We start from the raw sequence: 22,568 nt of genomic DNA on the forward strand, positions 1-22,568 counted from the left end.
GTGATAGTGCCCCACAGCTCAGTACACGTTTACTGTGATGCGGATCTCTACGAGAGGCTTCCGGTGGAGGGTTCACTCGCGGAATCGAAACGATTGTTCGCGATGTGTACGGTTGGTTCTGGTTGGTGAATCGCTTCCTCAACTGAACTGAAGTTGGCGAAGTAGTTGTTGGTGATCGCCATGTTGCTCTTGGGGAACAGCACGCCCGTAGTTTGGGTTCCTGATCTGGGAATGCGGTTTCTGTCGATGAGCACGTCGCTGTGGTTGCCGCTGGACTGATCCTGGATACCGAACTGGCCATTGTTTTCGATAACACAGTTGGACACGGTGGCGCTGTCAGCGCCGTTCGGGATGATGACGCCAGCTTCGCCGTTGTTGCTGATGGTGGCGCTATAAATCTTTGTTCCCTCGGCCAACCCAACCCCTACGCGTGCCGCTCCTCTGTATGCGCCGCCGTTGATTATTACCTCGCTGGCTGCTCCAGGGGCCATTCGAAGTGCAACATTCCCGGCATTAGTGCTGACGCAGTTCGACAGTTTCGCGTTTCGATTTCGGATCTGGAAACCTGCTGCGTCTGATCCGCCGCCGTCGGCGGAGCAGTTGTAAAAGGTGATGTCGTAGCCAGCGGGGTGGGTGTCGTACACAGCGAAACTATTCGTTCCACCTGTGCCCGAGCCTGTAACCGTGATGTGCCGGGGGTCGCCCCACTGCTCAAATCCTGTGCCGTCTGACGTGGGGCGCGATTCACCCAATGTTGTAAACACATGGCGACAGTCGTGGCCTGATGCCTCGGCGCTGACGCGAGCACAGGCGCCAGCGATCGTGAGACCGTAACCGAATTCGTCGTAGGAGCGGGGGAGCGTATTGGCCTGTACACGCACGGCCGCGTCGATTGTGTTGAGGATTCCCGCCCCTCCGCCGGCATTTAACAAAGTGATGTCCACAATGGGGTTTTGGGCCTCGCGCACAATCAGCCCAAATGTGGGGTAGTCGGTTGCGCTTGTGGTCGTGATCGTTATTTCTTCAATGCTGAAGTTGGCGACAGGGTCAATGACGAACATGCGTGCGTCGGCTTCTACTGGATAGGGCCACAGCAGTGGCTCATCGATGTGTGCATACAGTCCGCTTATTCCCGTGACGATATGAATTTCCGTGGCGAACACCTCTTGCCCAGTCCCGACTGTTGACGGGCCTGTGGTTTGGACTCGAGATGCAAGTCCGATGACCGTGCCTGGCTTGACGGTTCCGTGCAGCGGAGTCGGGACGTGAACACGTTGGTCCCCAGCCTCGGCGCTGTATTCGAGGGGGACTCGAGGGCTGGAGAGCGCGCCTCTAGCGGTGATAAGTGCGCGGGTGGTGATCGTGCCGTCGATAGTGAGCGCGGTGTCGGCACCAATAAGGGATCGGCCCTTGGTCTCGATTCCGGACCGGCATAGGTACTCCCCAGGGTCGCCGGGAGGAAGCTCGACAGTGCTGATGTCGCTAGCCACGGCAGTGTCGATGGCCTGCTGGATGGGCACTGACGCGTCGTCTGCGTTGAGTAGCGACGTGCGACTTACTGATATTCGATGTGAAGAAAGAAGCGTGACGTTGTGGTGCGCTGCGGTGGGTGCGTGCAGGATGCTAACGCCAACCGCTGAACCCACGGCCGCGGCACCGCTTACGCGGAGAAAGCTGCGCCGATCGCACTGGGCGCGGTGAATTGTCGGCATGGGTGCTCCTAGCATCGTGTCCGCTTATTTGCTGTCCGAATCTGGGGGAACTGTAGAGCGGGCCCCGGTGCCTGGAGCGCGGCTCGGGGGCGCGGTGGGGAACTGTGTCTGGTTCGATGCGCTGGCTTTATCCAGGTGAGACTGGCCGTCTAGCCCGTTTTTGGGTGGCGTGGAGTTCAGTATGTGGATGAGCGAAATATCTAATATGTACGAATTTCAATGTGATGCACTTCATAGTGACAGTGTGTAATTTGTCGGAATTGCTGCTAGGTCAACTGATTTCGTCGGCCTCGGTCGAACGAAAGGTGGCGTGGCGGTCTACGCCCTATTTAATTACGGTGTGTGATCACTTTCATTCAAACTTAAACCTTGTTATCTTTGCGTGGTCCTTTTGGGAGAAGAATTCGGTTTTCATTCTTTGAATTGAATCCATGCCAGCGCAGACACTTGCTGTGTTATGCGCAATGTCGCCATTTGGTGGCGTGTCGAAAGGTCGAATTCCTTTCGAATGAAGGTGTTTCAGTTGTTGAATTGACGCCTACCCGATAATGAGATCGGCCAAAAAAGGAACCCATGACCGTAATTAACGGGTCGCTCCCCGAAAAAATTGAGACGACCGACGATAGTCAGTCGACTCCTCGGGTGCCGATGCGGAAGTTAAGTGCGCCCACGAACCACGTAACGCTACCGCCTAGGCCGCGCGTGCGACATTGGTCTTTCTGGTTTCGAACGCTCCTGCGGTTTACGGACACCCTTGTTGTTATCGCAGCGGTAGCTACCGCCCAAATGATTCGCTTCGGTGTCGAGGGCGCACTGGTCTACCCAATACCGGACATCCTCGGATATACGGCAGTTTCCCTCTTCATCATCGTGGTTTGGCTCGCCGCACTTGTGCTGCTCGGAGCCCGTGACGTCCGAATTATCGGTACCGGTGGCGAGGAATATCAGCGGATCATTCAATCCACACTCACAGTCTTCGGCGTCATCGCCATCGTAGGGTTACTGTTTCAACTCGATCTTGCGCGTGGTTACCTCGCCATCGCTTTCCCACTAGGACTCGTCGGTCTGCTCGTTTCACGATGGTTGGCGCGGCGTCTTCTGAGCAACGCTCGCGCGAGCGGGCACTGCTCAACCAATGTGATCGTCGTCGGTGGCGGAAAGGCTGCCATCGACATGATGTCCGGGTTCCGTCGGCAACCAGCACTGGGGTACAACGTGGCGGGTGTGTGCATCCCCGGCTACGTAGGCGCGGCCAATCAAACGATTTCGATCGGCGATGAATCAATCCCGATCTTGGGTGATGAAACAGCGGTGCTCGATGCAGTCTGCACCACACGGTCGAACACAGTCGCCGTCACCGCCACCGAACAAATTGGCCCCCACGGGCTACGCGACCTCGCATGGAGCCTCCAAGAACTCGGAGTAGACCTCGTTGTACACCCAGGAGTGATGGACGTGGCGGGGCCGCGGTTGAAGATCCGGCCAGTCGCAGGAATGCCGCTGCTGCACGTCGAGGAGCCACAATACGAAGGCGCCACGCGCATCAAGAAGGCCTTGTTCGACCGAATAGGTGCCCTCGTTTCGCTTCTAGTTTTCGCGCCAATCATGATCGCAGTCGCCATCGCAATCAAGGCCCACGATCGTGGCCCAGTCTTCTACCGTCAGGTCAGGGTGGGCAAGCAAGGGCGTGAGCTGCGGATGTGGAAGTTCCGCTCAATGGTGCCTAACGCAGACAAGCTGCTAAACGAAACCCGCGCAGAACTGGGACTTGAAGATGACACGTTCTTCAAAGCCGAGAACGACCCACGAATCACCCCAATTGGGCGGTTTATTCGGCGCACAAGCATCGACGAACTTCCGCAACTGTTCAACGTGCTCATGGGTCAGATGAGCTTGGTTGGACCGCGACCACTTGTCAACGGTGAAGGGTCGGAAATCCCTGACTACGTTGAACGACGCATTCTCGTTCGACCAGGCATGACGGGTCTGTGGCAGGTTTCGGGGCGGTCGTCACTATCAGAAGATGATCGAGTTCGCCTCGATCTGTCCTACGTCGAGAACTGGTCGATGATGCAAGACGTTGTCATCATGTGGCGCACCGTTCGCACTGTGCTGCAGGGCGACGGCGCGTACTAACCGACGCAAAAAGTTGAGGGCCACGCGGTTCGTTACCGCGTGGCCCTCTGCTTTGCTTCGGGGCTCTGTACCGCTTGGGAGTAACGCCAAAACTCAGGCGAGAAGTAGCAGCCACAGAACGACGACAACAAATCCTGCACCAAGTCCTAACAAGCCTGTCATGGCGATCGCAGAAGCGGACACTGCGCGTTTCGAACGACGTCGCTTGCGTCGACGCTTCCGTGGTGAACGAGCAGCAGTTTTGATTTCCACTACCTTTTTCCCCGCAGCCAGGGGATGCGTAGAAGTGTCGGGCCGAGCCGACCTGGCAGGTCGCACCTCCGATGAATGCTCGAGCTGATCATCGGCTACAACGGATGGCTCTGCTAACTGAGTGGCATGAACCCGAGGATTCGACGCCACAGGCGCAACGTACTTGCTTCCAACTTGGCCGCCGCAGCGCGGTGCTTCGGCGGGCAAAACGTCGGGATCCGGCGAAACATCCACGGGCTCAGCTGGGCTTGACGGCTTCGGCTTTGCACTGGCTCGGCGGTCGTCAATGACGAGACTGTCGTCAAGCTCGGGTGCGGGAGCAGCCTCGTCAAGGGGAGGCTGGCTGGGTTGCGGCCGGGTGGGTGGATACCACTGTTGGTAAAAATTAAGGGCACCGAGCGCTGCGGCGTTCTCATGATCCGGGGGCACAACAACGCTGCAAGTGGGGTGTTCACTAGTGCGTCGAACAAGAGCGTCAAAAAACATACCGCCGCCGAAAACGCACAAGACGTCCGGTTCCACTTGGGCTTTTTCGCACAGTGCCTCAATGTGTGACACTGCAAGGCTTGTTTGGTCCGCAACGATGCCATCAACGTCGCTGCGTGTTATCTCAATCGTCGCGCTGCCCTTAGTCAGGGTGGCTGTGTCCTGATCAGCGAGTTGCTTTCGCAGCATGGTGGCTTTTGCCACCCCAATTCGCACACCGGGCGCCTTCTCAGCGACGATATCCCGAATGTGTTCGTCGACTCCCGCCAAGGTCAACTGTGGATCAAATTTTGCCGCAAGTCGGGTACCTGTGTATCCGTCATACAGTGCGGACTGACAACCGTCATCTGTGACCATGACAAGGGCAACAGTTGCGGCACCTCGAACTTGTTCAAGGGTGCGAGCAAAACGCCACATCGCTTCATCGACGGGAACAAAACGCTGGTCCTTGATCCCCTGAGCAGTAAGTACCTGGTTTGCTTGATCCTGTTGTTCGGGGGTCATACAAGCGATGACTACGCGGCCTAGGTCAGCATGCTTCGTAGCGGCGCGAATCCGGGTGATACCGATCATCGACGAGACAATGTCACCCACATCGTGTGCATTGTCACGGTTGAGAGGACGAAATCGGAATTCAGGCTCGTCCTCGGGCCCGTGAAGTGCCGACCTAACGCCATCGGAAGTGACGATGATGCCCAAGTTTTCTTTGTTCGCGTGTCCCTGGGCTGTCATGACTTCGCCTCCGTACCGGTATTCACGGTGGAATCCCCTCGCTGTGACTATTGCCAGCTACGTCTCTTGCTGGTGCTGTCGAAGAGGGCACCCCCTCACCATAATTCTCTTTGCTGGTTACATACTCAACATCTGCTCCGGTTTATCCTTCGGCACCTCGCGACCGTGCATTGGCGACCTTGTACGCACGGCTCTGTTGTGGGAGCGACGTATCTGACTCGTAGTAGTACGAATACTCGTAACCAGAAGCAGCATTGTGCGAAATCATCGTCAATACTGTACCGAGGATGGTGGCACCCACTTTGTCGAGATCCAGAAGCGCCCGACGGAGCTCTTCACGTTTCGTCTTGCCGTGCCGGACCACCATGAGTGCCCCGTCGCTCATCTTGGCTAGGACAGCTGAATCGCTCACCGGCAAAAGTGGGGGAGCGTCGATAACTACGTAGTCAAATTGTTCACGTAGCTCCTCAATTACCTGACGTGCGTGCGCGGAGCTGAGCAACTCGCTTGGATTTGGCGGGATCGAACCAGAGCCAATAACGAAGACGCCGGGCACAGAAGTCGGCTGGAGCACTTCTTCGACCGTCGCCTGTCCCGCAAGAACTGTTGTCAACCCAACTTCTTGCACGAGGCCGAGATATTTGGTGACGCGGGGGCGCCTGAGGTCGCCTTCAAGCAGACACACTGTGTGGCCGGCTTCAGCGAGTACCAGTGCAATGTTGGCGGCAGAAGTGGTCTTTCCTTCACCAGGCAAGCAACTAGTGATGGTGATGACTTTCGGCGCGTTATCAATATTGAGGAACTGCAAGTTAGTGCGCAACGAGCGATACGCTTCAGCACCAGCGGAGCGGGTGTCACTGAAGTTGATCGCCGGGTACTTGACGCGGTCCTTTTCGTAGGGGATTGTCCCGACAAGCGCGATTTCGCCCACCTCTTCGAGCGTGTGGCGGTCCTTGATTGTGTTGTCGAGGCGGTCGCGAATGATTGCCAAACCGACACCAATGAGCAAACCAACAACAAACCCGAGGGCAATATTCGCCAAGCGTTTAGGCGCAATCGGATTCTCGGATATCGCGGCCTGTTCCACAATCGCGACTTGTGCTGGTGGTGGAGTGCCTTCGGTGACAGTTTCCAGCTCCGCGACCATTCCGATGAATTCGGCGGCAAGCGCGTTCGCGATATCACGCGCAAGCACGGGATCAGTATCGCGAACAGTGATGTCGATCAAAACGGTCTCAGGCGCCGATGTCGCAAGCACTCGGTTGTGGAAATACTCCGGCCCAACATTGAGATCAAGAGAGTCGATCGCACGCTCAGCAAGAGCGTCCCCCATAATCAACTGTCGATAAGAACTGACGCGTTCCTGTGAAAAACGCCCGCCCTGGTACAGTTCCCCGGCTGACTGGTTAGACGACGTCGAAACAAACAACTGTGCAGTCGAAGCATAAATCGACGGGCTTAAAACCGAGTACACAATTGCGGCGAGCGTTGTCGCAGCAGTGATTGCCGTGACGATTCGCCACCGGTTCCGAAGAATTCGGACGAACTCCTGCAGGTCCATATGTTTCCTAACCCTGTTAGCGCCGAGATGGGTGTTGTGCGGGCGTCATTGCTGAGCCCGGAGAAAAGCTGGTTACGTTCGGATGTGTTCCTTGTTGGTTCGGTACCACTCAACGGTGCTCGTGATCCCGTCACGCAAATCAACAGAGGAAGTCCAGCCAGATTCGGCAAGTCTTGACACGTCGAGAAGTTTGCGTGGAGTCCCATCAGGTTTTGATGTATCCCACGCAATTTCACCCTGATAGCCCACGGCCGCGGCTACCATTTCGGCGATTTCTTTGATCGTGGTGTCACGACCAGTTCCTACATTCACCTGCGACGGACCATCGTAGTGTTCGAAGAGGTGAAACACCGCAGCTGCCATATCGTCCACATGGAGAAACTCGCGGCGCGGCGATCCGGTGCCCCAGTTCTCGACTGAAGTTGCACCGGACTCGCGCGCTTCGTCGAAGCGGCGGATCAACGCAGGGAGCACATGTGACCCCGTCGGTGAGAAATTATCGCCAGGCCCATAAAGGTTGGTCGGCATAGCGGAAATCCAGGGCAGTCCATGTTGTCGCCGAACGGCTTGCACCTGCACAATCCCGGCAATCTTGGCGATCGCATACGCATCGTTCGTCGGCTCAAGATGCCCGGTGAGCAGATAGTCCTCTTTGATTGGCTGCGGGGCAAACTTCGGATAGATGCACGACGACCCGAGGAACTGCAGCCGCTCGACACGTTGCGCAAGCGCCGCATCCATGACGTTGACCTGGATCTGCATGTTCTCGGACAAAAAATCAGCCGGGTAGGTGTTGTTTGCCATGATGCCGCCCACTTTCGCGGCTGCCAGAGCAACATACCGAGGTTTCGTGTCAGCAAAAAAATCGAACACGGCATGTCGATCACGCAAGTCAAGTTCCGACGACGTTCGTCCAATCAGGTTTGTAAAACCCTCGGATTCAAGCTTGCGCCAGATCGCAGAACCGACCATCCCGCGATGCCCTGCCACATAGAAAGGGGCAGCTCGGTCAAGGGGAGCAGGGGTGAAATCTAGGTCTGTCATCACTACTTCCAGTCGGGCAGGTCTGGCCGGTCAATCCACGTTCCGCCCTCATGCTTGAGCGCCTCGATGTCGGCGTCGACCATGATGCGTGCAAGTTCGGGCGTTTGAACCTTGGGTTTCCATCCGAGGATGCGTTCAGCTTTGCTGGCGTCACCCACAAGAGCATCAACCTCGGTAGGGCGGAGGTAACGCTCGTCAAAGCGAACGTGTTCCTCCCAGTCCAATCCAGCGCGAGTGAACGCTTCGACGAGAAAATCACGGACGGTGAAGTTGCCACCAGTGGCCATGACGAAGTCATCGGGCTCGTCCGCCTGCAGCATCCGCCACATTCCCTCGACATACTCCGGCGCGTAACCCCAGTCACGAATCGCATCTAGGTTACCCATGTACACATACTTTTCTTTGCCTGCCGCGATCCGGGCGACGGCTCGGGTGATTTTGCGGGTCACAAATGTTTCACCGCGACGCGGCGATTCGTGGTTGAACAAGATGCCATTGACCGCGAACATGTCATACGCCTCGCGGTAGTTTTTGGTCACCCAATATGCGTAGAGCTTGGCTGCGCCGTACGGCGAGCGGGGGTAAAACGGGGTGTCCTCATTCTGCGGCGGTGGGGAAGCGCCAAAGAGTTCCGAGGTTGAGGCCTGGTAGTAGCGGCAATCAACGCCAGCGAGCCGTACGGCTTCCAATAGTCGGATTGCGCCGATACCAGTGGTATCACCGGTGTGTTCGGGTTCATCGAAACTCACCCGCACATGCGATTGCGCGGCAAGGTTATAAACCTCGTCAGGGTGAATCTTCGCCATCAAGGTGACAAGCCGAGCGCCGTCGCTGAGGTCACCATAATGCAAGAACATCTTGGCGCCGGATTCGTGCGGATCCGCATAAAGGTGATCAATGCGATGCGTGTTGAACGTAGAGGCGCGACGGATGAGGCCGTGAACCTCATACCCCTTCCTCAGTAGCAACTCGGCGAGGTACGAGCCATCTTGGCCCGTAATTCCTGTAATCAGGGCACGCTTAGTCATGGCGCTCCTAGCTTCTTCAGTGGTGAACGAGAATTGTGATTGTTCTTAGCGCTGACGAGCTCAGCGAGCCATGCTTCATACTGGTCGATAGCAAATTGTTGAGATAGTTCTTGAGAGCAGAATCGTTGCCCTGCAGCGCCCAGGGCGGCGCTACGCTCCGGGTCGGCGGCCAGAGCCATCACTGCATCAGCGAGCGCACTTGGTTCGCTGGGATCAACTTGAACACCGGCGCCCGAGTTTCGGATCTCGTCGGCAGTAACACTGCGACTGTCGGTCGCAGCCACCACTGGTCGACCGGTAGTGAAATACGACGTGAGCTTGCTCGGCACCGACATGTCGGATAGCCCCGAGAGTTCGTTGAGAACCAACACATCGGCAGCGGCCATGGCTAGCCGAAACTCTCGATCAGGCAACGGCGGAATGAAAGAAATATTGGGCAACCCCTCAGCGAGAGCTTCCAGCCGTTGCCGCTGGTTTCCATCGCCAAGGAGCACGAATCGCAGGCGAGGCGAATGTGTCGCCGCGTATCGCGCCGCCTCCACTACGTTGTCGAGTCCTTGCTTTGCACCCATATTTCCGGCGTGAAGCGCGATGACCTCAGTGGGGTCCCACCCAAGTTCTTTTCGGGCCACACTCTGCTCGGGAAGTTGCATCGGAGTGAGATGTGTCCAATTGCGAATAACTCTGATGCGGTCGGAAGGCACGCCGAGATCCCGGACCATATGAGCGCGCATCCTATCGTGGATGGCAGCAACACCATCCGCAGCCCGAAGGGTGCGGGATTCGATTGCCGCTAAGAGTGCTGCAGCCCGACCGCCACCAGTTCCGGTTTCTTTCGCGCCGAGACCGTACAGGTCTTGAACCCACACGCCAACCGCGGGGCGACGCATCGTCAAACGCGTGCGCGCAACACTCATCGCTGTCGACAGCAACGCGGGGCTGACACAGAGGATCACATCGGGCGACCCCCATCGTCCGACATTTGAGCGTACGCCGAAGCTAACTTCCATTCGCGCTCGGTCACGTGGTTTGTTGGGATCGGGAATATGAGGACGAAATCGTTCCACTGACACACCGTCGAGTACCTCGTGCATCCGCCTTCCGGCGTAACCGTCGGCGACGGACCACGCCGGGTAGTGCGGATACCCAGTCCTCACCGTCACGTGGTGGCCGCGCGCGGCCAGTTCCGTGGCAAGCTTCGACGTGTAAGGACCGTTCCCAGCGTGTTCTGGCGCGTAATGCAGCCCAAGTATCAAAATGCGCATACGCGTGTCTGTCACGGCACGACTTTAGCCTGCCCGGCTTGCGTAGTACGCACCTTTACATGAAGTTTTGTTTTCTTACGTATTCGAAATTCACAAAGGTACAAGTATGGCTGCTTTCTGCGCTATAAATTGCAATGGGCAGTACTTGCGCGCTGTACTGTACGTTTCATTCAAGCGCTGGAGACGAAGGGCGGGCGGCACATTTCTGACCAGGAGAAGCCGCTAATAGCAGCGCCACCTGTTGGTGACTCGACTAAGCGTTGGCCACGCCGGGTTATTGGTTTGGCAAGTAATGTTCCGTTATTTGGTATGGGTACGCCATTAGGGATGATCCCCATAACGGTTCTAGCTCTCATGCAAACAAATCTTCCGCGCGGTCGACTGCTTCGATTCTGTTTGCTCACAGCGGTGGCCGGTTTCGTCGCGTTGGGTGCATCCGCGGTGTGGCAGGACGTGCGCATCCCGATTGTCTCGATGCAGCACTTTTTAGTGTTTGCCGTCGCTGTGATCGGCCTCAGTGGAATCGTTCGTACCTCAGATGAAGCCGTCCACCTTCTTGCGTGGTTGTCGCTCGGCACTGTTGCTTACTACGTCATCATCGGGTCGGCGCGTACCGCAGAGGGAATTGAAGCTCTGTGGAAATTCGGTATCGCCTTCCCCGTCACCGCGTTGACGCTGTACTTACTTGTCAGGCGGAATGTGCCCGGCTACGTCGTGACGTTCGCGTTGGTCGGGTTTGGTATCTACGGCATGTATCTGAACAGCCGTGCGTACGCGTTGATCTGTTTTGCTGTTGCCCTCTTCGATTTCCTCCGACGCAGCCGCAAAGGATTGACAAGGCTCCGCCTTTGGCTGGGAATTACAGGTCTTCTTGCGCTGGGCACCGTGACACCTCAACTTATGCTGTCGGGCGTGTTTGGCGAGGAAGTGCGGCTGAAAACACTGTCACAAACCACGGGTGACGGCTTCGCGCTCCTCGATGGGCGAACTGAGCCCCCACTGGCGATTGCCGCAATCATGGAGAAACCCTTCGCGGGCTGGGGGAACGAGCAAGCCATTACCTGGCATGTGATCTATTCGGGGGTAAGGCTCGCTGAATACATGGGCATGTACAACCCCGACGACTATCTGCGCTACTGGGTTCGACCAGGAGGGCGAATCTCGATCCACTCAATCTTCTTCGAATCGTGGATTCAAGGCGGCATCATCGCAGCGCTTTTCCCCATAGCGCTGCTCGTGACTCTTGTTGTGGGTTTCGTTCGTATGCGCGGCAAGTATTCGATCGTGGTTACTCTTGTCTGCGCCCAGGCGTCATGGGACCTCATCTTCTCTCCGTGGGTAGCCAACAAGTCCATCTACCTTGCAGTACTTGTGTTGGCTGTGACGTTGCCGCTCTCACGTGAGCAGCTCGACGAAATGGAGATGACCTCCGCACACCGGTCAGCACGACTTTCGTTGTTGAGTCAGCCGCCAGGGCTTAGGTCGGGCGCTTACGGCAAGGTTCAAGACGGACCCAATACATAGCGCTGGGTTCACAGAGCGCCGGGTACGCAGAGCAGTGGGCCCCAAGCACACAGTGTGCTTGGGGCCGGAGTGCTTGGGGCCCGGACGCTTTCCTAAGGGAAAACTGGTAGTTGTCCGTTGCCAGTCGTGGCGGGGGCAGGTTCGCGGTGGGGGCCTTGCTTCGGTCGAGGTGACCCACCAGGGAACATCAGCCGCAGAATCGTGCGTTGGACAGTAAACAGTTGTTTGTGGAACGGGCCGATGTTGTAGGGGAGATCATATTTTTCACAGATCGCCCGGACCTGCGGGGCGATTTCTTGATAGCGCGAACTTGGCATATCTGGGAAGATATGGTGCTCGACCTGGAACGATAGGTTGCCGCTCATAATGTGGAAGAGTCGACTACCTTCGATGTTTGCCGAGCCAAGCAACTGGCGGACATACCAGCCACCCTGAGTTTCGTTGGCGACTTCCTCTTCCGTGAACGTGTATGTCTGATCAGGGAAATGTCCACAGAAGATGATTGCGTACGCCCACAGGTTGCGAACCAGGTTGGCAGTGATATTCGCGCTTAGCGTGGCGAGGAACGGTTCACGAATGGCACGACGGTCAATCAGCCGCCTGATGATGCCGCCTCGTCGTAAGCCGCCGCCTGCGCGACGGCCAGCGTTGCGAAAGCGATTTACTCCGCCTTCGGCTTTGCGGTCGAACAGTGCGATGACACCAACTTCGACGGCGAGCATGGCTGCGGCGCTGATCGCTGGCCATGCAACATAGTCTTTGACGACCTGGCGGCGAACCTTGACGCCGATTTCCTTCAACTCGTCTTTGAGCTGCTGCTTATCTTTTGTGCCGTGGAAGATAGCTTCAACATCGATGTCGTGTAGTGCCACACCCCACTCGAAGAACAGCGCGAGGAGGAGGTTGTACACGGGCTGGCCGAGGAAACGCGGATGCCACGGTTGCTTCGGATCCATGCGCATGATCTCGTAGCCAACATCGATGTCCTTACCGACGATGTTGGTAAAGGTGTGGTGGAGATAGTTGTGCGAATGCTTCCATGATGCGGCTGGTGATGTGTTGTCCCAGTCCCACGACGATGAGTGGATGTAGGGATCATTCATCCAGTCCCACTGGCCGTGCATGACGTTGTGGCCGATTTCCATGTTTTCTAGAATCTTGGCCACGGACAACCCGGCTGTGCCGAGAATCCAGGCGGGCCAGAATCGGGAGGCGATAAGTACGGCCCTTGAGGCGACGACAAGACGGCGCTGCGCTTGGACCATGGCGCGAATATAGTTCGCGTCATCAGCTCCGAGTTCGCTGTAGACCTTGTCGTGGATCGCCTGGCATTCGCGCCCGATCTCTTCTATCTGCTCTGGCGTAAGGCGATGGAGTGGATGGTTGGGTTGCGATGGATCTGGTTTCCACGTGGCCTTAGGTTTCGCGCCGTTGGTGGAAATGGCGTGGTCCCGAATCGCGTAGGTCATCGTCGGGGGTCCTTTCGTTGTGCTTAGAGGTCGATCTCGACGTGGCCCTCGGGGGCATTGATGCACGTTCGCACCATTTGGCCATGACTTCCGTGGACGACCCCTGTGCGGAGGTCGCGCACCTGGCCGTGTTCTAGGCGGCCGATGCACGTGTGGCACACACCCATGCGGCAACCGAACGGGAGAGTGCCGCCCGCTTCTTCGCCGCCAACAAGAATGGAAGTTGCCCCGTCGCACGTGGCCTGAATGTCGGTGACTCGGAAATGCACTGTTCCACCGTCGCCGAGGCCGCCGGAGCCGCCGTCGCCCGCAAAAGGCTGGAAGTGTTCCATGCTCAAACGGTCATGAACACCTTCGGCGGACCAGTGGGAACTCATCGCATCGAGCATTCCTGGAGGGCCGGAGAGGAAGGTCTCGCGTTCCCGCCAGTCAGGGCAAAGGTCGTCGAGCATCTGGGGCGTGAGTACACCTTTCTCTTCGCTGAGGTGAATGCTCCGGTGATACCCAGGAAAATGCGATTCAACCTCATTGAAGATGCTGTCGAACATGATTTCGTCGGGTGTGTGTTCGCAGTGGAGATGCACCACGTCAGACAGTGCGCCGCGGCGAGCGAGTTCCCGTATCAAACTAAAGATGGGGGTGACGCCGCTTCCTGCGCTGAACATGAGGAATTTTTTCGGCAGGGGGTGTGGAAGGCAGAATGTGCCTTCCACCTCGCCGAGAAACACCGTCGCACCCCGCTGGATATTGCGCGTGAAGAAGGTCGACATGCGCCCACCCTCGACGGTTCGCACGGAGATGCTTAAGTGACCTTCGGGGTGGTTTGGATCAGATGTGAGTGTGTATGCCCGCCAGTGCCGTACCCCATTGATTTCGGCCCCGATGCGTAGGTACTGGCCCGCTTTATGGCCAGGCCAGGGGAAGTTGGGTTTGATGACGATGGTGGCGGAGCGTGGAGTTTCAGGCTTGACGCGAACAATCTGCCCCTGCAATTCGCGCGTCGACCACATTGGGTTAATCAGCGCGAGATAGTCGTCGGGCAGGAGGGGGTTTGTCAGTGCTTTCCCGGCGCGCAGGAGCTTCCGGCGCATTGTGGGTACTACGGGTGTGGCAGCGCGTTCGACCATTATCACAACCTCCGACCAGTTTCCCCGACCATAGCACTGTGATTTGCATTACAACGCCTGTTAGCTGAGATCCTCATAAGCGTTTGTGGTGAGCCTGTGGGGGGTGTACAAGTTACTTGAACGACACCATGTGGCCACGCCCGATCGACACGCCATATCTATTGCCCATGCCTGCTAATCTCACTTGTGTAAGTACTACATGTGCGATGTAGCCACGCCCGGTCCTACTAGGTGTATGGCTGTGCACGATTATGTCCATGCGCTAACTCGCTGACATGAGCGAACTCGGTGAAAATGGATATGTGCCCGTCACCCGACAGGAAAGAAGTTCCCATGACCGTTACCTCTGAAGCTCACACGCCCGCCGAGCGAGGGAAGGTAAAGCTGGTCAGCCAAGTTTCGGCGATCAACTGGAACCGCGTGCCCGACGACAAGGACGCGGAAGTATGGGACCGGCTGACGGGCAACTTCTGGCTTCCGGAGAAGGTGCCCGTTTCGAATGATATTCCGTCATGGGGCACGCTCACGGAACACGAAAAGCAACTGACAATGCGGGTCTTCACCGGGCTGACACTGTTGGACACGATCCAGGGCACAGTTGGTGCTGTCAGCCTCATCCCTGATGCACTCACACCGCATGAGGAAGCAGTTCTCACGAACATTGCATTCATGGAGTCGGTGCACGCGAAGAGTTACTCGCAGATCTTCTCGACCCTATGTTCGACACGGGACATTGACGACGCGTTCCGCTGGTCCGAAGAAAACGCAAACTTGCAGCGTAAAGCTGAAATCGTCATGAAGTACTACCAAGGGGACGACCCGCTCAAGCGCAAAGTTGCGTCGACGCTACTGGAGTCATTCCTCTTCTACTCAGGCTTCTACCTCCCCATGTATTGGTCATCGCGCGCGAAGCTGACCAACACGGCGGACATGATCCGGCTCATCATCCGTGATGAAGCCGTACACGGCTATTACATCGGTTACAAGTACCAGCGCGGTCTTGAGCTCGTCAGCCCTGAACGGCGGCAAGAACTCAAGGACTACACCTTTGAGCTCCTGTTTGAACTGTATGACAACGAAGTTGAATACACACAGGACCTCTACGACGGTGTTGGGCTGACCGAAGACGTCAAGAAGTTTCTGCGGTACAACGCAAACAAAGCACTGATGAACCTCGGCTACGAACCGTTGTTCCCGAAGGACGAAACTGACGTCAACCCAGCGATTCTCTCGGCGCTGTCACCCAACGCTGACGAGAACCACGACTTCTTCTCCGGATCGGGATCTTCGTACGTGATCGGCAAAGCTGTCAACACTGAAGACGACGACTGGGACTTCTAAAATTTGCTCAAGCGCCGAGGGTGCACATGAAGGCAGCCAGGGGATATCTCGGTTATTTCAACACCAGATATTTGAGGGTGCAGCCCGTGTTGGTTTCGTCGTAAGCGGGTTGCTTCACATCGCGATCGGTTATCTGTCGCTAAACCTGGCGTTCGGGGTGCCAACCCCCGATACCGACCACACCGGAGCGTTCGCGGAAATTGCTCGGGAGCGCGGCGGAACCATCGCGCTGTGGCTCATAGCAGCAGTATTGACGACGATGGCTCTATGGCGGGCAATCGAATCAGTTTTTGGGCGCGCCTATGACTCCACTACCTGGCGAGACCTCAGCATTACGGACAGGGTTAAGGCTTTTTCTCTCGCCGTCATTTATGGCGCATTTGCGTACTCGGCGGGCCAGTTCGCGGCAGGGAAGGGCGACAGAAACGATTTTGTGGTTCTGGGCCTCGTCGCAGAATTGATGTTCACCACCGCTGGCACAATAATCCTGGTCCTGGTGGGACTTGGTGTCTTTACGATCGGCGCCTATCACATTCACAAAGGTGTGATGCGTACCTTCCATGCAGATTTGATGGGGCGACCAGGCCTCGCAGTTCACGTGCTTGGAGTTGTGGCGTGGGCAGGAAAAGGCGTTGTCATCTCAGGAGTTGGCATCGCAGTGATCGTCGCCACCGCGCGGGCGGCTCCCCGCGACGCGATGGGGCTTGATGCCGCACTCAGGTCGGTCCGGGCACTACCGTTTGGGGCCTTCGCATTGGTGGTGGCGGGCGTATTCCTCATTACCTATGGCATCTATAGCTTTGTGCTGGCCCGCCACGCAAAAATGTAGGTTAGAAGCGCACCCGGGCGATTGCTGGCCACGCATTTCTCAGCTTTTTTACTCCATAAATAGTTCGCATGGTCAGTGAACCGAACACACCATGTCCGGGCACCATCCGAATCGTGCGGACCGAGGTGATTGCGGGCACCTTTTCGCTCAGTTCGCCGAGATCGTCGGGGTTCAGGGCGAAGTGCATTGCGGGAACCTCGTAGTTCTCGCTCTTCTTCCACCCTGCACGGGTTTTACGCCCAAACCATTCCGGTACAACGTCGAAGATGATCTCGGCACCGGGAAATGTTTCACCGCAATGTTGCAGGAGAGTCGTGACATCGTCCCAGGTAAAGTATTGAAACAGGCCCTGCGCCAGGATTAGCACGCCGTCTTCAGGTGATCTGACCTGTGCTGTCCACGCAGTATCAAACGCGGACTTGGCAACATTTACCAGCCGAGGATTATCAGGAACGAGGACTGCCCGGAGCTTTGCCACCTCCGGGACATCTACTGAGACCCAACGCATGGTTCCGTTATCGGTGCGAAAGAACCCAGTATCGAGACCATCGCCAAGTGAGACGACAGTGCCGTTGGGGTGCTCCGCAAGAAACTCGTCGCACACCTTGTCAAAGGTTAGGGCTCGCATCCAGTTTGGTTGTGCTGTGGCGCCAAACTTGTCCCAGTCGTAGTCCAACGACTGAAAAATGTCTACAGCGATCGGATCGCGAAGTTCGGTTCCGGGTCGCATTGCCTCCACCGCCCTGTCACGGAGGGTGCCCAGCATGGTTTCGGGAACCGGTTCGAGCAATTTCTCGAGTTCGGTGCGTTCAATCATGTGCTGACTCCCGGGGATGGAGGGATCAAATGGGGCGAAGTGAAACAAACCGCTGATGCCCGCTCTGAATTATCGCGTACGGTGCTGACGCTGAAGCGACACGTCATCGCGATAGAGAAGCACGCCCCCAGGCCGTTCAGCCTGGGGACGTGCTGATGCGTTGCGGGCCGAATGCTTAGAGGATGCCGACATCTGGAAGTAGTCCGCCAATTCCGCCAAGTCCCGGTAGCAGATCTCCGATTCCACCGATGAGATCGCCAATAATCCCAAGGTCGAGGAGGTCGAGCAGATCCAGGCTACCGAAGTCGAGGCTGCCCAGGTCGAGGCTGCCGAAGTCCATGCTGCCATCGCCGCTGAGGCTGCCGATGCTTCCGCCGTCTTCCTCGTCGCTTCCAAGGCTGCCTGTGATGCTGCTAGCGTCGCTGCCAGATCCGTTTTCCTGAGCGGCCGCGATGCCTGCTCCGGCTAGCATGCCGCCGGAGAGTAGACCTGCAGTGGCTGAGGCGGCTACGAGTCGTTTGATAGCGACGCTTTTGGTGGAGGTTGAGCGCACAGATTGCTCCTTTAATAGTGTGGAATCAAATTCAAGCCAGCTATGCAACGGATCGTCTGTCGCGGCACAGGGGCGTTGAATGCGGTGAAAAGTGATGTTCAGCACACTGAGTATCGCGCGTAGGTGTTGATTTGGTCAAGGTTTGTGATTAATCGGTCCAGATTTTCAGCTCATTGCCACAAAATACGCAAAGCAGTCAAACTTTGACGTCGCCATGTCCGAAACCGGGAAACGAGTTCAGCGAGCAAACCACGCCTCGGGTCGCTGTGCCAGAGCATGCGCGATGCGGTCACGCGACGTTTCAGTCATGTCGTCAGGCAAAGCGTTGACGGAAAACCAACGGACTTCAATGTTTTCGTCGTCAGCGACGTGGGGCGTGCCGTCAACGATCTTGGCTGAAAAGCAAATATCGAGATACTGACACTGGTCGCCGTTGGAATAGGTCACGACGGGGGTTACATCAACGCTGGTAATGCGGTCCAGTGCAACCCTCACACCTATTTCTTCGAGCACTTCCCGCTGTGCGGCACAGCTTGGTTCCTCGCCAGGTTCAAGAATGCCGGAGACGACGGCCCACAGGCGATTGTCGGAACGCCTGGCCAGAAGGACCTCGCCGTCGTCATTAGCAATGACCACACTTACGCCGGAAAGCCACAGTAAGTCTGTGCCCACATGTTTTCGGAGCTCGGCAATGTAGTTGGGAATACCCATGCAGGCACCTTAGCGGAAGCGGTCTATGGAACTTTGGCCTCGGAGACGGATCCACCAGTGTTGACCTGGTCTATAGAGCATCTGCCATCAGCGCACGGGCGGCGTTGCCACCACAGGTACGTTGCGATTCCGAGAGCAAGCACGGCGACGACAGCGAGGATCGGTTGAATGGGAGCCCACACGCTGAGGGCTCCGGAAGTCCCAATAGCTAACAGGATCAGTTTGTTGCAGACAGGACACCCCACGGCGAACAGTGCGGCGGTCACCCAAAAAAGGGGTTGCTAAATGTTGCGGATCGAGTGGTCGATAGTGCTCTTTAACGCGCTTGAGCGATCAAACTTGTCAGTGGTGTGCGGTACAACCGAACACATGAACTTAGCGACGTGGGCACAGCGCAACGGCGTTGCGCGTGTGACCGCGTATCGCTGGTTTCGCTCTGGCTCGCTCCCGGTCCCGGCCCGCAAGGTCGGCGGCCTGATCCTGGTCGGCGATCCCACCACCAACACGCAATCGCATGGCCGGACAGCGGTGTATGCGCGGGTGTCGTCAGCGGATCAAAAGGCCGACCTCGATCGTCAGGTCGCACGAGTTACAGCGTGGGCCGCGAGTGAGCAGATCGGCGTCGACAAGGTCGTCACTGAGGTCGGATCAGCGCTGAACGGGCACCGTCGAAAGTTCCTCGCCTTGCTGCGAGACCCGACTGTCACACGGATCGTGGTCGAACACCGTGACCGGTTCTGCCGGTTCGGATCGGAGTACGTCCAAGCCGCACTCGCAGCGAACGGCCGCGAGCTGGTCGTGGTCGATTCGTGCGAGGTGGACGACGACCTTGTGCGGGATATGACCGAAATTCTGACGTCGATGTGTGCGCGGTTGTATGGCAAACGCGCTGCCGCTAACCGCGCCAAGCGGGCGGTAGCGGCGACTGCTGACGACACTTCCCGCCGGGTGGCGTAATGGCGGAGAAGTTCGAGGTTCCTGGCGGGTGGGTGTTGCAGGCGTATCAGTACGCGCTCGACCCAACCGATGCGCAGGCCGTTACGTTGGAGTCGCACGCGGGTGGGGCCAGGTTTGCGTGGAACACGATGCTGCGAGCAGTGAAAGCGAACCTGTCCCAACGCGAGGCGGAGAAGTCGTACGGGATCACCGACGCTGATCTGACCCCGAGCATGGTCTGGTCGTTCCAATCTCTACGCAACGACTTCAACAAACGCAAACACCAGGTAGCCGTCCGCGAGGACGGCACACCGTGGTGGGCAGAGAACTCGAAAGAGGCGTACGCCAACGCATGCAAGAACCTCGCGGAGGCGTTGAAGAACTGGAGCGACTCACGCAAAGGCACCCGTAAAGGCCCGAGGGTTGGGTTCCCGTCCTTCAAGTCGAAGCGTTCGACCAGGGCTTTCGCGTTCACCACCGGCACGATCCGCGTCGAACCGGATCGGCATCACGTAACACTGCCGAGGCTCGGGACGCTGCGGGTGCACGAGTCGACCCGTAAACTCGCCCGACGCCTCGAACACCGCGCAGCCCGGATTCTGAAGGCCACGGTTCGGTTCGAACGTGGCAGGTGGCTGGTAAGTTTCACCTGTGTGGTTGAGCGTGCCGCCAGCCGTCCGGCTCACGTCAAACGCCTGGCACCGGTGGTCGGGGTCGATGTTGGTGTGAAAGACCTGATCGTCGCGGCCACCCCCGACGGGCGGGAGGTTCTACGTGTGCAGGCTCCGAAAGAGTTCACACACGCGTCCCGGAAACTGCGGGCGCTGCAACGTAAAGCCGCCCGCCAGCACGGCCCCTGGAACGCGGCAACCCAGACGAAACAGGAGCCGTCGAACGCATGGACACGCACACAAGCTGCCATCGCGAAACAGCATGTGCGGGTGGCGAACCTGCGCCGGGACCGCCTCCACAAACTGACCACGTTGCTGGCGCAGTCGTTCGATGTGATCGGCACCGAGACCCTCGCGGTGAAGAACATGATGGCCGCCGGTGGTGCCCGCAAGAAAGGCTTGAATCGTTCGATCGCTGACGCGGGTCTGGGCGAGTTCTCCCGCCAGCTCGACTATAAAACCACCTGGTACAGCTCGGCACTAGTCAAGGCGGACCGGTGGTATCCCAGCTCGAAGACGTGTTCTGGTTGCGGTTCAGTGAAAGCCAAACTGAGCTTGTCAGACCGCTTGTACGTCTGCGACAACGAAGACTGCGGGTTGAACATCACCGGGATCGACCGGGATCTCAACGCCGCTATCAACCTCGCGCGCTATGCGCGGGCGGAGCAGAGTGCCTGCTTCGATAATGGTGGAGCCGACCGTAAGACGACCGCTTCGGTGGCGCTGGTGGCTATGAAACCTGAATCCAACAATGGAAGCGCCTCACCCAAAAGTGAGGCTGCATAGCGATGATCATTAAAGATCACTCAAATGCAACGGTACTCCCACCAGCGGACTGGAATCTCGCGCCCAAACATCGAGTTCGGAATGATGTCGGTCGGTATGCCAACAACAACGAGGGTAATGAGCCCTGAGACTGTTGCCCGCCGGACATGGAAATCTGTGGCCACTGGTGAGCTCTCCTTGGATGCGGTGCGTGGACCACAGTAGCGATTGGCCCCAGTTCAAGCGTCAATCGCAAACTAGGAAGCACGTAGAATCGCAATCGAACGAGTCCAACCGTTACTGTTGTCGATGTGGCTGTACCAACCCCATACGAAGATTTACTCCGGGATGTCCTCGCCCATGGCGTGGCGAAGCAAGATCGGACAGGAACCGGCACACGCAGTGTGTTTGGCCGCCAGATTCGCTTCGACCTCTCGGCGGGCTTCCCGCTGATTACCACCAAGCGTGTACATATGAAGTCGATTGTGTACGAGCTGCTGTGGTTCCTGCGCGGCGATGCCAATGTGCGGTGGCTGCAAGAGCACGGGGTGTCTATTTGGGACGAGTGGGCCGACGAGCAGGGCAACCTTGGCCCCGTGTACGGCGTGCAGTGGCGTTCCTGGCCCACCGCGGACGGACACCACATTGATCAAATCGCGAAAGTCATGCAGGAGTTGCAAGACAACCCGGATTCGCGCCGACATATCGTGTCGGCGTGGAACGTAGCAGAGATTTCGAACATGGCATTGCCACCGTGCCACGCGTTTTTCCAGTTCTACGTCGCTGAGGGAAAACTGTCATGCCAGCTGTATCAGCGGTCTGCGGATCTGTTCCTTGGCGTGCCGTTCAATATTGCTAGTTACGGATTGCTGACGGAGATGGTCGCTCATCAGCTAGGTCTTGAGCCTGGAGATTTTGTGTGGACGGGCGGTGACTGTCATATCTACGACAACCACGTCGATCAAGTCACCGAGCAGCTCTCACGCAATCCGTTTCCGTACCCGAAATTGCGGTTTGCGCGAAAGCCTGACTCGCTTTTCGACTACACCTTCGATGACATCGCCGTCGAAGACTATCGCCATCACCCGGCGATAAAAGCCCCTGTGGCTGTGTGAGGCAGGGTTGTGAAGCTTATTTGGGCTCAAGCGCGCGACGGCGTCATTGGTCACGAGGGCACGATGCCGTGGCATATCCCGGAAGACCTGAAGCACTTCAAGCGCGTCACCGACGGTAGTGCTGTGCTGATGGGTCGGCGGACATGGGATTCGCTCCCCGAACGATTTCGGCCTCTTCCGGGTCGCGACAACATTGTGATTACTAGGGACGAAAACTGGGCGGCGCCCGGTGCCATCGTGGTGCGTTCCCTGGAAGACGCGATAGCCCAATACCCGGATGCATGGGTGATGGGCGGTGCGCAGATCTATGAGGCATTGATGCCGCACGCAACACAACTTGTCGTCACCGAACTCGACATAGCGGTGCCTGGTGATGCCTACGCGCCAGCGATTGATCGATCGTGGCGCGCAGAATCTATCGACCCCGCAACGGGGTGGCATACGTCGCGTGACGGTATGCCATTCCGTTGGGTCTGGTACGTCCGTAGTTAGTT

Annotated in this window: 21 protein-coding genes; 8 read left to right on the plus strand and 13 right to left on the minus strand. The window is 57.4% G+C overall.

The annotated features are described in order from the left end of the window. Positions 1-47: 47 nt before the first annotated feature. Positions 48-1,712, minus strand: a complete 1,665-nt coding sequence (locus IEW73_RS09670; protein WP_188673887.1) for a right-handed parallel beta-helix repeat-containing protein — start codon at positions 1,710-1,712, stop codon at positions 48-50. A gap of 573 nt (positions 1,713-2,285) precedes the next feature. Here IEW73_RS09670 and IEW73_RS09675 point away from each other — a divergent pair. Continuing rightward, positions 2,286-3,848, plus strand: coding sequence for a sugar transferase (locus IEW73_RS09675; RefSeq protein ID WP_188673890.1), 1,563 nt, complete (start codon positions 2,286-2,288; stop codon positions 3,846-3,848). 93 nt (positions 3,849-3,941) lie between these two features. Here the strand turns inward: IEW73_RS09675 and IEW73_RS09680 are convergent, their stop codons facing one another. From IEW73_RS09680 to IEW73_RS09700, 5 genes are all read right to left on the minus strand, one after another. Further along, positions 3,942-5,318, minus strand: a complete 1,377-nt coding sequence (locus IEW73_RS09680; RefSeq protein WP_188673894.1) for a hypothetical protein — start codon at positions 5,316-5,318, stop codon at positions 3,942-3,944. A 142-nt stretch (positions 5,319-5,460) separates the two neighbouring features. Beyond that, the gene (locus IEW73_RS09685) at positions 5,461-6,879 is read right to left on the minus strand and encodes a tyrosine-protein kinase domain-containing protein (RefSeq protein ID WP_188673897.1); all 1,419 of its coding nucleotides are present in this window, start codon (positions 6,877-6,879) and stop codon (positions 5,461-5,463) included. 72 nt (positions 6,880-6,951) lie between these two features. Beyond that, a complete protein-coding gene (locus IEW73_RS09690; RefSeq protein WP_188673900.1) occupies positions 6,952-7,923 on the minus strand; it encodes a GDP-L-fucose synthase family protein in 972 nt (323 codons plus the stop codon). A gap of 2 nt (positions 7,924-7,925) precedes the next feature. Then, positions 7,926-8,951, minus strand: coding sequence for a GDP-mannose 4,6-dehydratase (gene gmd, locus IEW73_RS09695; protein ID WP_188673904.1), 1,026 nt, complete (start codon positions 8,949-8,951; stop codon positions 7,926-7,928). Further along, positions 8,948-10,231 (minus strand): glycosyltransferase family 4 protein, encoded by a 1,284-nt coding sequence (locus tag IEW73_RS09700; RefSeq protein ID WP_229675901.1) that lies wholly within the window; start codon positions 10,229-10,231, stop codon positions 8,948-8,950. The genes gmd and IEW73_RS09700 overlap by 4 nt, the downstream gene beginning before the upstream one ends. A 294-nt stretch (positions 10,232-10,525) precedes the next feature. On the opposite strand from IEW73_RS09700, the gene IEW73_RS09705 reads away from it, so the two are divergent. After that, the gene (locus tag IEW73_RS09705; protein WP_188673907.1) at positions 10,526-11,740 is read left to right on the plus strand and encodes an O-antigen ligase family protein; all 1,215 of its coding nucleotides are present in this window, start codon (positions 10,526-10,528) and stop codon (positions 11,738-11,740) included. A gap of 92 nt (positions 11,741-11,832) precedes the next feature. Here the strand turns inward: IEW73_RS09705 and IEW73_RS09710 are convergent, their stop codons facing one another. Together IEW73_RS09710 and IEW73_RS09715 are read right to left on the minus strand one after the other, a co-directional pair. Beyond that, positions 11,833-13,209: a fatty acid desaturase family protein gene (locus tag IEW73_RS09710; RefSeq protein ID WP_188673910.1), complete on the minus strand. Its 1,377-nt coding sequence runs from the start codon at positions 13,207-13,209 to the stop codon at positions 11,833-11,835. Between the two features lie 23 nt (positions 13,210-13,232). Beyond that, on the minus strand, positions 13,233-14,336 hold the full coding sequence (locus IEW73_RS09715; protein ID WP_188673914.1) for a ferredoxin reductase: 1,104 nt from the start codon (positions 14,334-14,336) through the stop codon (positions 13,233-13,235). Between the two features lie 333 nt (positions 14,337-14,669). On the opposite strand from IEW73_RS09715, the gene nrdF reads away from it, so the two are divergent. Both nrdF and IEW73_RS09725 read left to right on the plus strand, forming a co-directional pair. Further along, positions 14,670-15,677: a class 1b ribonucleoside-diphosphate reductase subunit beta gene (gene nrdF / locus IEW73_RS09720; RefSeq protein WP_188673916.1), complete on the plus strand. Its 1,008-nt coding sequence runs from the start codon at positions 14,670-14,672 to the stop codon at positions 15,675-15,677. Between the two features lie 67 nt (positions 15,678-15,744). Next, a complete protein-coding gene (locus IEW73_RS09725) occupies positions 15,745-16,506 on the plus strand; it encodes a DUF1206 domain-containing protein (RefSeq protein WP_268236305.1) in 762 nt (253 codons plus the stop codon). Between the two features lies 1 nt (position 16,507). Here the strand turns inward: IEW73_RS09725 and IEW73_RS09730 are convergent, their stop codons facing one another. From IEW73_RS09730 to IEW73_RS09745, 4 genes are all read right to left on the minus strand, one after another. After that, positions 16,508-17,323: a class I SAM-dependent methyltransferase gene (locus tag IEW73_RS09730; RefSeq protein WP_188673922.1), complete on the minus strand. Its 816-nt coding sequence runs from the start codon at positions 17,321-17,323 to the stop codon at positions 16,508-16,510. Between the two features lie 175 nt (positions 17,324-17,498). Beyond that, positions 17,499-17,876: a hypothetical protein gene (locus tag IEW73_RS09735; protein ID WP_188673925.1), complete on the minus strand. Its 378-nt coding sequence runs from the start codon at positions 17,874-17,876 to the stop codon at positions 17,499-17,501. A 237-nt stretch (positions 17,877-18,113) separates the two neighbouring features. After that, a complete protein-coding gene (locus IEW73_RS09740; protein WP_188673928.1) occupies positions 18,114-18,587 on the minus strand; it encodes an NUDIX hydrolase in 474 nt (157 codons plus the stop codon). 23 nt (positions 18,588-18,610) lie between these two features. Next, positions 18,611-18,853 carry a hypothetical protein gene (locus IEW73_RS09745; RefSeq protein WP_188673931.1) on the minus strand — a complete coding sequence of 81 codons (243 nt, stop codon included), beginning with the start codon at positions 18,851-18,853 and terminating at the stop codon, positions 18,611-18,613. Between the two features lie 103 nt (positions 18,854-18,956). Between IEW73_RS09745 and IEW73_RS09750 the strand changes: the two genes are divergently transcribed. Beyond that, positions 18,957-19,544, plus strand: a complete 588-nt coding sequence (locus IEW73_RS09750; RefSeq protein ID WP_188675016.1) for an IS607 family transposase — start codon at positions 18,957-18,959, stop codon at positions 19,542-19,544. Then, entirely contained in the window at positions 19,544-20,980 is a 1,437-nt protein-coding gene (gene tnpB / locus IEW73_RS09755; RefSeq protein ID WP_188673934.1) for an IS607 family element RNA-guided endonuclease TnpB, read from the plus strand. The genes IEW73_RS09750 and tnpB overlap by 1 nt, the downstream gene beginning before the upstream one ends. A gap of 20 nt (positions 20,981-21,000) precedes the next feature. Here the strand turns inward: tnpB and IEW73_RS09760 are convergent, their stop codons facing one another. Further along, a complete protein-coding gene (locus IEW73_RS09760) occupies positions 21,001-21,144 on the minus strand; it encodes a hypothetical protein (protein ID WP_188675200.1) in 144 nt (47 codons plus the stop codon). Between the two features lie 126 nt (positions 21,145-21,270). Here IEW73_RS09760 and IEW73_RS09765 point away from each other — a divergent pair, with 126 nt between their 5' ends. Together IEW73_RS09765 and IEW73_RS09770 are read left to right on the plus strand one after the other, a co-directional pair. Then, positions 21,271-22,074 carry a thymidylate synthase gene (locus IEW73_RS09765; protein ID WP_188673937.1) on the plus strand — a complete coding sequence of 268 codons (804 nt, stop codon included), beginning with the start codon at positions 21,271-21,273 and terminating at the stop codon, positions 22,072-22,074. Between the two features lie 9 nt (positions 22,075-22,083). Then, positions 22,084-22,566 (plus strand): dihydrofolate reductase, encoded by a 483-nt coding sequence (locus IEW73_RS09770; RefSeq protein WP_188673941.1) that lies wholly within the window; start codon positions 22,084-22,086, stop codon positions 22,564-22,566. Positions 22,567-22,568 lie beyond the last annotated feature (2 nt).

Source organism: Hoyosella rhizosphaerae (genome assembly GCF_014643175.1).
Lineage (GTDB): Bacteria > Actinomycetota > Actinomycetes > Mycobacteriales > Mycobacteriaceae > Lolliginicoccus > Lolliginicoccus rhizosphaerae.

Bases quoted from the DNA above. Each gene is read 5' to 3' on its own strand.
- IEW73_RS09740 (WP_188673928.1), bottom strand. From the start codon at position 18,587: ATGGGTATTCCCAACTACATTGCCGAGCTCCGAAAACATGTGGGCACA.
- IEW73_RS09750 (WP_188675016.1), top strand. From the start codon at position 18,957: ATGAACTTAGCGACGTGGGCACAGCGCAACGGCGTTGCGCGTGTGACC.
- IEW73_RS09710 (WP_188673910.1), bottom strand. From the start codon at position 13,209: ATGACCTACGCGATTCGGGACCACGCCATTTCCACCAACGGCGCGAAA.
- nrdF (WP_188673916.1), top strand. From the start codon at position 14,670: ATGACCGTTACCTCTGAAGCTCACACGCCCGCCGAGCGAGGGAAGGTA.
- IEW73_RS09685 (WP_188673897.1), bottom strand. From the start codon at position 6,879: ATGGACCTGCAGGAGTTCGTCCGAATTCTTCGGAACCGGTGGCGAATC.
- IEW73_RS09715 (WP_188673914.1), bottom strand. From the start codon at position 14,336: ATGGTCGAACGCGCTGCCACACCCGTAGTACCCACAATGCGCCGGAAG.
- IEW73_RS09705 (WP_188673907.1), top strand. From the start codon at position 10,526: ATGGGTACGCCATTAGGGATGATCCCCATAACGGTTCTAGCTCTCATG.
- IEW73_RS09680 (WP_188673894.1), bottom strand. From the start codon at position 5,318: ATGACAGCCCAGGGACACGCGAACAAAGAAAACTTGGGCATCATCGTC.
- IEW73_RS09675 (WP_188673890.1), top strand. From the start codon at position 2,286: ATGACCGTAATTAACGGGTCGCTCCCCGAAAAAATTGAGACGACCGAC.
- IEW73_RS09690 (WP_188673900.1), bottom strand. From the start codon at position 7,923: ATGACAGACCTAGATTTCACCCCTGCTCCCCTTGACCGAGCTGCCCCT.
- tnpB (WP_188673934.1), top strand. From the start codon at position 19,544: ATGGCGGAGAAGTTCGAGGTTCCTGGCGGGTGGGTGTTGCAGGCGTAT.
- gmd (WP_188673904.1), bottom strand. From the start codon at position 8,951: ATGACTAAGCGTGCCCTGATTACAGGAATTACGGGCCAAGATGGCTCG.
- IEW73_RS09730 (WP_188673922.1), bottom strand. From the start codon at position 17,323: ATGATTGAACGCACCGAACTCGAGAAATTGCTCGAACCGGTTCCCGAA.
- IEW73_RS09670 (WP_188673887.1), bottom strand. From the start codon at position 1,712: ATGCCGACAATTCACCGCGCCCAGTGCGATCGGCGCAGCTTTCTCCGC.